2 protein-coding genes and 1 pseudogene are annotated in these 2,760 nt (G+C 72.7%); all 3 read left to right on the top strand.

The window, feature by feature from the left end:
- Nucleotides 1–520: response regulator transcription factor (locus tag ABZ281_RS45105; RefSeq protein WP_356664153.1), on the top strand; the 520-nt coding region annotated here is incomplete at its 5' end.
- Nucleotides 517–2,037: pseudogene (locus ABZ281_RS45100) on the top strand (HAMP domain-containing sensor histidine kinase); the annotation flags it as partial. The gene ABZ281_RS45105 and the pseudogene ABZ281_RS45100, both read left to right, overlap by 4 nt.
- Nucleotides 2,038–2,531: 494 nt before the next feature.
- Nucleotides 2,532–2,760, top strand: a 229-nt coding sequence (locus ABZ281_RS45095) for a hypothetical protein (RefSeq protein ID WP_356664151.1), incomplete at its 3' end; no start/stop codon positions are given.

The raw sequence follows: 2,760 nt of genomic DNA, 5'->3' as shown, positions 1-2,760 counted from the left end.
GGACATGGACGGGCTGGCCGTGCTCGGGCGGCTGCGCCGGGAACTGCCGGACGTGCCGGTGCTGTTCCTCACCGCCAAGGACGCCGTCGAGGACCGTATCGCCGGGCTGACGGCGGGCGGGGACGACTACGTCACCAAGCCGTTCAGTCTGGAGGAGGTCGTGGCGCGGCTGCGCGGGCTGATACGCCGCTCCGGCGCCGCCGACCGCCGCTCGGACTCCACGCTGGTCGTCGGTGACCTCACCCTCGACGAGGACAGCCACGAGGTGACCCGGGCCGGGGACAACATCCACCTGACCGCGACCGAGTTCGAGCTGCTGCGGTTCCTGATGCGCAACCCGCGCCGCGTGCTCAGCAAGGCGCAGATCCTCGACCGGGTGTGGTCGTACGACTTCGGCGGCCAGGCCAACGTCGTCGAGCTGTACATCTCCTATCTGCGACGCAAGATCGACGCCGGGCGCGAGCCGATGATCCACACGCGGCGCGGCGCGGGGTACCTGATCAAGCCCGCGGCGTCATGAGCGGACGACGACGGCAGCGGACGCGGCAGCAGGCGGACGGGCGGCGAACAGGCACGCCGCGCACGCTGCGGACGCGGCTCGTCGTCGCGTCCGTGGTGCTGATCGCCGTGGTGTGCGCGGTGATCGGGACGGTGACGACGCTGGCCCTCAGGTCCCACCTGTACGAGCAGTTGGACGGCCAGGTCGAAGCGGCCGCGTCCCGGGCCGCGCAGAGTCCGCCCCGGGAGCCTGGCGAAGGCGGGGCCGACAGGCTCGCGAAGAACAAGGTGGAAAGCCTCACCGACTTCGTCACCAGGGGGCCGCAGCCGGGCGGTACGGTCGCCGCCAAGATCGAGGACGGCCGGATCACGCAGTCCGCGTACGGCGTCTCCGAGGGCAATTACCAAATGACCTCGCGGTCGCTGAACGCCGCGCAGAGCGCCGCCCTCGCCTCGGTGCCACAGACCGAGGGTCCGCCGCGCACCGTCGACACCCCCGGCCTCGGTGAGTACCGGGTCCAGTACAAGAGCGGTGACAAGGGCAGCTATTACGTGGCCATCCCGACCACGGACGTCACCAACACCGTCAACACCCTCGTCCTGGTCGAGGTCAGCGTCACCGGCGCCGGTCTCGCCGCCGCCGGTCTCGCCGGTTTCGTGCTCGTCGGCGTCGCCACCCGCCCCCTGCGCCGCGTCGCCGCCACCGCCACCCGCGTGTCCGAACTGCCCCTGCACACCGGCGAGGTGAACCTCAGCGAGCGGGTCCCCGACTCCGAGACCGACCCGCACACCGAGGTCGGCAAGGTCGGCGCCGCGCTGAACCGGATGCTCGACCACGTCCACGGGGCGCTGCACGCACGGCAGCAGAGCGAGACCCGTGTCAGACAGTTCGTCGCCGACGCCAGCCACGAGCTGCGCACCCCCCTCGCCTCCATCCGCGGCTACGCCGAGCTAACCCGGCGCGGCAGAGAGCAGGTCGGGCCCGACACCCGGCACGCCCTGGGCCGGATCGAGTCCGAGGCCGGCCGGATGACCCTTCTCGTCGAGGATCTGCTGCTGCTCGCCCGGCTCGACGCCGGACGGCCGCTGCAGTTCGAGCAGACCGACCTCGCCCCGCTGGTCGTCGACACCATCAGCGACGCCCGTGCGGCCGGCCAGGACCACAGATGGCGGCTCGACCTGCCCGACGAGCCCGCGCTCGTGCCGGCGGACGCGGCCCGGCTGCAACAGGTCCTCGTCAACCTGCTCGGCAACGCCCGCAAGCACACGCCCTCCGGCACGACCGTCACGGCGCGGGTGCAGCGGCGTGACCGCTGGCTGTGCGTGGAGGTCGAGGACAACGGGCAGGGCATTCCCGCCGAGTTGCTCCCGCATGTCTTCGAGCGGTTCGCGAGAGGCGACTCCGCGCGCTCCCGCGCCACCGGCTCGACCGGTCTCGGCCTCGCCATCGTGCAGGCCGTGGTGACCGCGCACGGCGGTGCCGTGACCGTCGACAGCGTGCCCGGGCGGACCGTGTTCACGGTGTACCTGCCCGCGCTGCCGCCCGAGCCGGAGCCGGACATGATCCGGCAGCCGCACTACGCCGGTGCCCGCGTCCGGGCCGCGAAGCGTTGCCGTGCCTGGAGCGGCCGGTTCTCCTGGGACGACAGCGCCGAGCGGCTCGCCCAGGTGATCCTCGAAGAAGCCCGGCGTGTCCGCCTGCACCGCAGGTCGCGCCGCCGGGCCAGTGACCTGACGGTCCTCACCTGGTTCCGGACCCCCGACGGCGACCACGTCGAGCGCACGCTGAAGACCTTCCTGCGGGAGACCGACCGGTGGACCCGCGACGGCGACACCTTCCGGCTGCTGCTGCAAGGCTGCGACGAGTTGCGCGCGTTCCAGGCTCTGCGGCGGCTCGGGGTGCCCGATGCGGCCTTCCGGCTGGCGCATCGGGGCGAGGAACTCGTGGCTGCGGAGACGGAGGGCTGCGGTCCGGGCGCCACGCTGTGGCCGACCACCGGCGAGTCCGGTGCCCAGGACCGGCGGGAACCCGCATGAGTGCCCCGCGTTCCGCGACGATGCACCGCCCGGCGAGCCGTCCGGACGTGGTGAAGGCCGTCCACGGAGCGCGCTGGTTCACCGCGGCGGCCCTCGCCGTGGGCGCCGTGAACTACGGCTACGCCCTGCTCCTGACCAGGCTGCTGGACGTCGGCTGCTACGCGCGGTTCGTCGCCGGGCCGTGGCTGCTGATGAGCGCGGCCACCGAGGCGACGGTGACGGTGC

The sequence above is a fragment of the Streptomyces sp. NPDC006265 genome, from assembly GCF_040613555.1.
Lineage (GTDB): Bacteria > Actinomycetota > Actinomycetes > Streptomycetales > Streptomycetaceae > Streptomyces.
The sequence above is the reverse complement of the archived record's forward strand: the minus strand, read 5'-3'. Positions and strand labels throughout refer to the sequence as shown.